This window comes from Streptomyces tamarix, from assembly GCF_032423885.1.
In the GTDB taxonomy this organism is placed as follows: Bacteria; Actinomycetota; Actinomycetes; order Streptomycetales; family Streptomycetaceae; genus Streptomyces; species Streptomyces tamarix.
Map to the genome: position 1 here is coordinate 20,887 of NZ_JAWCTQ010000067.1, position 6,937 is coordinate 27,823.

General features: G+C 72.9%; 9 protein-coding genes. All 9 read left to right on the forward strand.

Going from position 1 to position 6,937, the window contains the following annotated elements; genetic code table 11:
- Nucleotides 1–3: 3 nt before the first annotated feature.
- The 9 genes from RND61_RS31055 to yajC all read left to right on the forward strand — a co-directional run bounded on the left by RND61_RS31055 (nucleotide 4) and on the right by yajC (nucleotide 6,908).
- Nucleotides 4–738, forward strand: coding sequence for an N-acyl homoserine lactonase family protein (locus tag RND61_RS31055; RefSeq protein ID WP_315881500.1), 735 nt, complete (start codon nucleotides 4–6; stop codon nucleotides 736–738).
- Nucleotides 739–749: 11 nt separating this feature from the next.
- On the forward strand, nucleotides 750–1,292 hold the full coding sequence (locus RND61_RS31060; RefSeq protein ID WP_315881501.1) for a hypothetical protein: 543 nt from the start codon (nucleotides 750–752) through the stop codon (nucleotides 1,290–1,292).
- A gap of 245 nt (nucleotides 1,293–1,537) precedes the next feature.
- The gene (pdxS, locus tag RND61_RS31065) at nucleotides 1,538–2,452 is read left to right on the forward strand and encodes a pyridoxal 5'-phosphate synthase lyase subunit PdxS (protein ID WP_315881502.1); all 915 of its coding nucleotides are present in this window, start codon (nucleotides 1,538–1,540) and stop codon (nucleotides 2,450–2,452) included.
- A 5-nt stretch (nucleotides 2,453–2,457) separates the two neighbouring features.
- The gene (gene pdxT, locus RND61_RS31070; RefSeq protein WP_315881503.1) at nucleotides 2,458–3,054 is read left to right on the forward strand and encodes a pyridoxal 5'-phosphate synthase glutaminase subunit PdxT; all 597 of its coding nucleotides are present in this window, start codon (nucleotides 2,458–2,460) and stop codon (nucleotides 3,052–3,054) included.
- Between the two features lie 59 nt (nucleotides 3,055–3,113).
- Nucleotides 3,114–3,866 (forward strand): YebC/PmpR family DNA-binding transcriptional regulator, encoded by a 753-nt coding sequence (locus tag RND61_RS31075; protein WP_023589623.1) that lies wholly within the window; start codon nucleotides 3,114–3,116, stop codon nucleotides 3,864–3,866.
- Between the two features lie 136 nt (nucleotides 3,867–4,002).
- A complete protein-coding gene (ruvC, locus tag RND61_RS31080; protein WP_315881504.1) occupies nucleotides 4,003–4,536 on the forward strand; it encodes a crossover junction endodeoxyribonuclease RuvC in 534 nt (177 codons plus the stop codon).
- Nucleotides 4,533–5,138 (forward strand): Holliday junction branch migration protein RuvA, encoded by a 606-nt coding sequence (gene ruvA / locus RND61_RS31085; protein ID WP_315881505.1) that lies wholly within the window; start codon nucleotides 4,533–4,535, stop codon nucleotides 5,136–5,138. Before ruvC ends, ruvA begins: the two co-directional genes overlap by 4 nt.
- A 40-nt stretch (nucleotides 5,139–5,178) precedes the next feature.
- Entirely contained in the window at nucleotides 5,179–6,273 is a 1,095-nt protein-coding gene (ruvB, locus tag RND61_RS31090) for a Holliday junction branch migration DNA helicase RuvB (RefSeq protein WP_315881506.1), read from the forward strand.
- Nucleotides 6,274–6,485: 212 nt separating this feature from the next.
- Nucleotides 6,486–6,908, forward strand: a complete 423-nt coding sequence (gene yajC, locus RND61_RS31095; protein ID WP_391654525.1) for a preprotein translocase subunit YajC — start codon at nucleotides 6,486–6,488, stop codon at nucleotides 6,906–6,908.
- Nucleotides 6,909–6,937: the final 29 nt, after the last annotated feature.

A 6,937-nucleotide genomic window follows, 5' to 3' on the forward strand; every position in this document is an offset into this window, starting at 1 on the left:
GGCATGGGGCGGGGAGCGGTGGTGCGCAGGCTGGACCTGGGGCATTTCGTGCGGCCCGCCGAGGAGGCCGGTACGGCGTGGCCGCGCGTGGAGCCGGTGCTGGCGTACCTCGTACGGCACGAGGCGGGCCTGCTGCTGTTCGACACCGGCGTCGGGCGCGGCGACCCCGCGACGGAGGCCCACTACCGGCCGCGGCGCCGGGACCTGCGGGCGGCCCTCGCGCGGGCCGGGGCGGAGCCGGGCGACGTCGACGTGGTGGTCAACTGCCACCTCCACTTCGACCACTGCGGCGGAAACCCGCTGCTGCCCGGCCGGCCCGTCCTCGTCCAGCGGACGGAACTGGCGGCGGCCCGGGCGGGCGGGTACACCTTCGACGCGCTCGTCGACTTCCCCGGCGTGCGGTACGAGGAACTGGACGGCGAGGCGGAGGTGTGGCCGGGCGTCCGCGTCGTCCCGACCCCCGGGCACACGGACGGCCACCAGTCGCTGGTGGTGTCCGGGCCGGACGGCGTGACCGTCCTGGCCGGGCAGGCCTTCGACTTCGCGTCCGAGCTCGCGTCGGACGAGATGGCCCGCCGCGCGGCGCTCGACGCCCCGGGCGGCGGCCCGGCCCCGTACCGGCCCTGGCTGGACCGGCTGGCCTCCTTCGGCCCCGGGCGGGTCGTGTTCGCCCACGACCGGTCGGTGTGGGAGGGCACCATGCCCGAGGGCGAAGGGCCCGCGGGGGCGTCCCGGTAGCCTTTCCGCCCGTGACCGAAACGCTGATCTGGATCGCCGTCGCCCTGTGCGCGATCGGCCTGTACCTGAGCTGGACCGCGGGGCGGCTCGACCGGCTGCACGCCCGCATCGACGCCGCGCGCGCCGCGCTCGACGCGCAACTGCTGCGGCGCGCGTCGATCGCCCAGGAGCTGGCCACCTCGGGGATCCTCGACCCGGCGGCGTCGATCGTGCTCTACCAGGCCGCGCACGCGGCACGGCAGGCCGAGGAGGAGCAGCGGGAGGTCGCCGAGAGCGAGCTGAGCCAGGCGTTGCGCGCGGTGCTGGGCGAACCGGAGCAGATGCGGGCCGTACGGGAGGCCCCGGGCGGGGAGGAGGCGGCCGGAGAGCTGGCCGCCGCGGTGCGCAGGGTCCCGATGGCGCGCCGGTTCCACAACGACGCCGTGCGGGCGGCGCGGGCGCTGCGCAGGCACCGGAAGGTGCGCTGGTTCCGGCTGGCGGGGCACGCGCCGTTCCCGATGGCGTTCGAGATGGACGACGAGCCGCCGGTCGCGTTGGCGGACCGGGCGACCTGAGCCGTCGTACGGGCGGTGCCGGGCGCGGGTGGTGCCGGGCACGGGCGGCACGGGGCGCGGGTGGCGTCGGGTACGGGCGGTGCCGGACGCGGGCGGCATCCGGCCATGCCAAAACGAGCCACCGCCTCCTCATTGGCCCTTGATGTGGACTGGCCCGGCCGTGTTTGCTCACCTGTGTTGTCCCCGGGTCCTTCGACCCGCCCTGTTCCTCCCTGTTCTTCCCGTTTCTCCGAGTGAGGTCTTCCGTGTCCACCACGCCCACCACCACCCCGCAGGCCCCCGAGACCGGCACCGCGCGCGTGAAGCGCGGCATGGCCGAGCAGCTCAAGGGCGGCGTGATCATGGACGTCGTCACGCCGGAGCAGGCGAAGATCGCCGAGGACGCCGGCGCCGTCGCCGTCATGGCGTTGGAGCGCGTCCCCGCCGACATCCGCAAGGACGGCGGCGTGGCCCGGATGTCCGACCCGGACATGATCGAGGGCATCATCGACGCCGTCTCGATCCCCGTCATGGCCAAGTCCCGCATCGGCCACTTCGTCGAGGCGCAGGTCCTGCAGTCCCTCGGCGTCGACTACATCGACGAGTCCGAGGTCCTGACCCCGGCCGACGAGGTCAACCACTCCGACAAGTGGGCCTTCACCACCCCGTTCGTGTGCGGCGCCACCAACCTGGGCGAGGCCCTGCGCCGCATCGCCGAGGGCGCGGCCATGATCCGCTCCAAGGGCGAGGCCGGCACCGGCAACGTCGTCGAGGCCGTCCGCCACCTGCGCCAGATCAAGAACGAGATCGCCCGCCTGCGCGGCTACGACAACAACGAGCTGTACGCCGCCGCCAAGGAGCTGCGCGCCCCGTACGAGCTGGTCAAGGAGGTCGCCGAGCTCGGCAAGCTGCCGGTCGTGCTGTTCTCCGCCGGCGGCGTCGCCACCCCGGCCGACGCCGCGCTGATGCGCCAGCTGGGCGCCGAGGGCGTCTTCGTCGGCTCCGGCATCTTCAAGTCCGGCGACCCGGCCAAGCGCGCCGCCGCCATCGTGAAGGCCACCACCTTCTACGACGACCCGAAGATCATCGCGGACGCCTCCCGCAACCTGGGCGAGGCCATGGTCGGCATCAACTGCGACACCCTGCCCGAGGCCGAGCGCTACGCGAACCGGGGCTGGTAACACCCATGGGCACCACCCCCGTCATCGGCGTCCTGGCCCTCCAGGGCGACGTACGGGAGCACCTGATCGCCCTGGCCGCGGCGGACGCCGTGGCCAGGCCGGTCCGGCGCCCCGAGGAGCTCGCCGAGGTCGACGGCCTGGTCGTCCCCGGCGGCGAGTCCACCACGATCTCCAAGCTCGCCGTCCTGTTCGGGCTGATGGAGCCGCTGCGCGAGCGCGTCGCGGCCGGCATGCCCGTCTACGGCACCTGCGCCGGGCTCATCATGCTCGCCGACAAGATCCTCGACCCGCGGTCGGGCCAGGAGACCCTGGGCGGCATCGACATGATCGTCCGCCGCAACGCCTTCGGGCGGCAGAACGAGTCCTTCGAGGCGCGCGTCGACGTCGACGGCATCGACGGCGGCCCCGTGGAGGGCGTCTTCATCCGCGCCCCCTGGGTCGAGTCCGTCGGCGCGTCCGCCGAGGTCCTCGCCGAGTACGACGGCCACATCGTCGCCGTACGGCAGGGCAACGCGCTCGCCACGTCGTTCCACCCCGAGCTGACCGGCGACCACCGCGTGCACGCCCTGTTCGTCGACATGGTGCGCGCCGCGGGCGAATGAGATCCCGGTAGGATCTCTGGGGTTCGTTCTGAGTTTGGTTACGCGAAGGAGACAGGCAGATGTCCGGCCACTCTAAATGGGCTACGACGAAGCACAAGAAGGCCGTGATCGACGCCAAGCGCGGCAAGCTCTTCGCGAAGCTGATCAAGAACATCGAGGTCGCCGCCCGTACCGGCGGCGGCGATCCCGACGGCAACCCGACGCTCTACGACGCCATCCAGAAGGCCAAGAAGCAGTCGGTCCCGAACAAGAACATCGACTCCGCGGTCAAGCGCGGCTCCGGCCAGGAGGCCGGTGGCGCCGACTACGAGACGATCATGTACGAGGGCTACGGCCCGAACGGCGTCGCCGTGCTCATCGAGTGCCTCACCGACAACCGCAACCGCGCCGCCTCCGACGTCCGCGTCGCGATGACCCGCAACGGCGGCTCGATGGCCGACCCGGGCTCCGTGTCGTACCTCTTCAACCGCAAGGGCGTCGTGATCGTCCCCAAGGGCGACCTGACCGAGGACGACGTGCTCGGCGCGGTCCTCGACGCCGGCGCGGAGGAGGTCAACGACCTCGGGGAGACCTTCGAGGTGATCAGCGAGGCCACCGACCTGGTCGCGGTCCGCACCGCCCTCCAGGAGGCCGGCATCGACTACGAGTCGGCGGAGGCCAGCTTCGTCCCGACCATGCAGGTCGAGCTGGACGAGGAGGGCGCCCGCAAGATCTTCAAGCTGATCGACGCGCTGGAGGACAGCGACGACGTGCAGAACGTCTTCGCCAACTTCGACGTCTCCGACGACGTCATGGCGAAGGTCGACGCCTGATCCACGGCAGCACCGCCCGACGCGACGGGCCGACGGGAGGCACCCCGTCGGCCCGTCGCGTTGTCAGTGCCAGCCGATAGCCTGCACGAACCGGGGTACCGCCCAAGTGGTGGCCGGGGAGATCGAAGGAGGCCGCGTGCGCGTACTCGGGGTGGACCCGGGTCTGACCCGGTGCGGGATGGGCGTCGTCGACGGGGTCGCGGGACGCCCGCTCACCATGCTCGGCGTCGGCGTCGTCCGCACGCCGGCCGACGCCGACATCGGCCACCGGCTCGTCGCCATCGAGCGCGGCATGGAGGAGTGGCTCGACGCGTACCGGCCCGAACTGGTCGCCGTGGAGCGCGTCTTCAGCCAACACAACGTCCGTACGGTGATGGGCACGGCGCAGGCCAGCGCCGTTGCCATGCTCTGCGCGTCCCGCCGCGGCATCCCCGTCGCCCTGCACACCCCCAGCGAGGTCAAGGCCGCCGTGACCGGCAGCGGCCGCGCCGACAAGGCGCAGGTCGGCGCCATGGTGACCCGCCTCCTCCGGCTCGCCGCCCCGCCCAAGCCCGCCGACGCCGCCGACGCCCTCGCCCTCGCCATCTGCCACATCTGGCGCGCCCCCGCGCAGAACCGCCTCCAGCAGGCGGTCGCCGCACAGCACGCGTTGAAAGGCCGAACCACATGATCGCCTTCGTGACCGGTCCGGTCGCCGCCCTCGCCCCGACCACCGCCGTCATCGAGGTCGGCGGCGTCGGCATGGCCGTCCAGTGCACACCGAACACCCTGTCCGCGCTGAGGATCGGACAGGAGGCCCGACTGCACACGTCGCTGGTCGTCCGCGAGGACTCTCTCACGCTGTACGGCTTCGCCGACGACGACGAGCGGCAGGTCTTCGAACTGCTCCAGACCGCCAGCGGCGTCGGCCCCCGCCTCGCCCAGGCCATGCTCGCCGTCCACACCCCCGACGCCCTGCGCGCCGCCGTCGCGTCCGGCGACGAGAAGGCCCTCACGGCCGTCCCCGGCATCGGCAAGAAGGGGGCCCAAAAGCTCCTCCTGGAGCTGAAGGACCGGCTCGGCGCCCCGGTCGGCACGGCCCGGCCCGCCGCCGTCGGCACGGCCGGCTGGCGCGACCAGCTCCACGCCGCGCTCGTCGGGCTCGGCTACGCCGCGCGCGAGGCCGACGAAGCGGTCACCGCCGTCACCCCGCAGGCCGAGGCCGCCGACGGCGAGCCGCGGATCGGCCCGCTGCTGAAGGCGGCCCTGCAGAGCCTCAACCGCGCCCGCTGACCGGCCCGACCACCGCCACGCCACCCCGAGGAGACGTTCAGTGAACTGGGACGAGACGACTGACGCGACCGCCCCCGAGCGGCTCGTCGGCCCCGCCGCGGAGCGGCTGGTGGGCCCGGTCGCCGACCGCGACGACCAGGCCGTCGAGGCCGCGCTGCGCCCCAAGGACCTGGACGAGTTCATCGGCCAGGAGAAGGTCCGCGAACAGCTCGACCTCGTCCTCAAGGCCGCCCGCGCCCGCGGCGCCACCGCCGACCACGTCCTGCTCTCCGGCGCGCCCGGCCTCGGCAAGACCACGCTCTCCATGATCATCGCGGCGGAGATGGGCGCCCCCATCCGGATCACCTCCGGCCCCGCCATCCAGCACGCCGGCGACCTCGCCGCGATCCTCTCCTCCCTCCAGGAGGGCGAGGTCCTCTTCCTCGACGAGATCCACCGCATGTCCCGGCCCGCCGAGGAGATGCTGTACATGGCCATGGAGGACTTCCGCGTCGACGTGATCGTCGGCAAGGGCCCCGGCGCCACCGCGATCCCCCTCGAACTGCCCCCCTTCACCCTGGTCGGCGCCACCACGCGGGCCGGGCTCCTGCCGCCGCCGCTGCGCGACCGCTTCGGCTTCACCGCGCACATGGAGTTCTACGCCCCCGCCGAGCTGGAGCGCGTCGTCCACCGCTCCGCCCGCCTCCTCGACGTGGAGATCGACCCCGAGGGTGCCGCCGAGATCGCCGGCCGCTCCCGCGGCACGCCCCGCATCGCCAACCGGCTCCTGCGCCGCGTCCGCGACTACGCCCAGGTCAGGGCGGACGGGATCATCACGCGCGAGATCGCCGCGACCGCCCTCGCCGTGTACGAGGTCGACGCCCGCGGCCTGGACCGGCTCGACCGCGCCGTGCTGGAGGCCCTGCTGAAGCTGTTCGGCGGCGGCCCGGTCGGCCTGTCGACGCTCGCCGTGGCCGTGGGGGAGGAGCGGGAGACCGTCGAGGAGGTAGCGGAACCGTTTCTCGTACGGGAGGGGCTGCTCGCCCGCACGCCCCGGGGACGTGTCGCGACACCGGCCGCCTGGGCCCACCTCGGGCTCGTACCGCCGCAGGCCGCGGGCACCGGGACCGGACAGGCGGGCCTCTTCGAGGCGTGACGGCGCGGAGACTCGCCCAGTCAGGAACCACGGTGGGATGCTGGGCGTTGTTCCATCGATGCGGACTCGCCTAGACTCCGCCGATGCCGCCCTTTCAGGTCGGCGTACCCACCCCCGTAGATCAGGCCGCTCACCAGCGCGGTCGTGCGAAGGAATTCCGTCCCGTGGATAACATCGGCGTGCTTCTCCCCTTCATCGTGCTCATCGGGGCCATGTTCCTGATGACCCGCTCTGCGAAGAAAAAGCAGCAGCAGGCCATGGAAATGCGCAATCAGATGCAGCCAGGCACCGGCGTGCGGACGATCGGGGGGATGTACGCCACGGTCAAGGAGGTCGGCGACGACACGGTCCTCCTGGAGGTCGCGCCGGGCGTCCACGCCGTCTACGCGAAGAACGCGATCGGCGCCGTCCTGGAGGACGAGGAGTACAACCGCATCGTCCACGGCGACACGGACTCCGGCACCGAGGGCGACGTGACGTCCGGCGGCCTCCCGGCCGTACCGGACGACGCCTCCTCGCTCGTCGGTCCCGACGACGCCGCGGGCACCGCGAAGCCGGACCTCACCAAGAAGACCGACGCGGACGACGCCGCGCCCAAGGACGGCAAGACCGACGGCGAGGCCGACGCGAAGTAGCCGGGCACGGGGATCGCCCGGGGGCCCCG

Bases quoted from the DNA above. Each gene is read 5' to 3' on its own strand.
- ruvA (WP_315881505.1), top strand. From the start codon at position 4,533: ATGATCGCCTTCGTGACCGGTCCGGTCGCCGCCCTCGCCCCGACCACC.
- RND61_RS31075 (WP_023589623.1), top strand. From the start codon at position 3,114: ATGTCCGGCCACTCTAAATGGGCTACGACGAAGCACAAGAAGGCCGTG.
- RND61_RS31055 (WP_315881500.1), top strand. From the start codon at position 4: ATGGGGCGGGGAGCGGTGGTGCGCAGGCTGGACCTGGGGCATTTCGTG.
- yajC (WP_391654525.1), top strand. From the start codon at position 6,486: ATGTTCCTGATGACCCGCTCTGCGAAGAAAAAGCAGCAGCAGGCCATG.
- pdxT (WP_315881503.1), top strand. From the start codon at position 2,458: ATGGGCACCACCCCCGTCATCGGCGTCCTGGCCCTCCAGGGCGACGTA.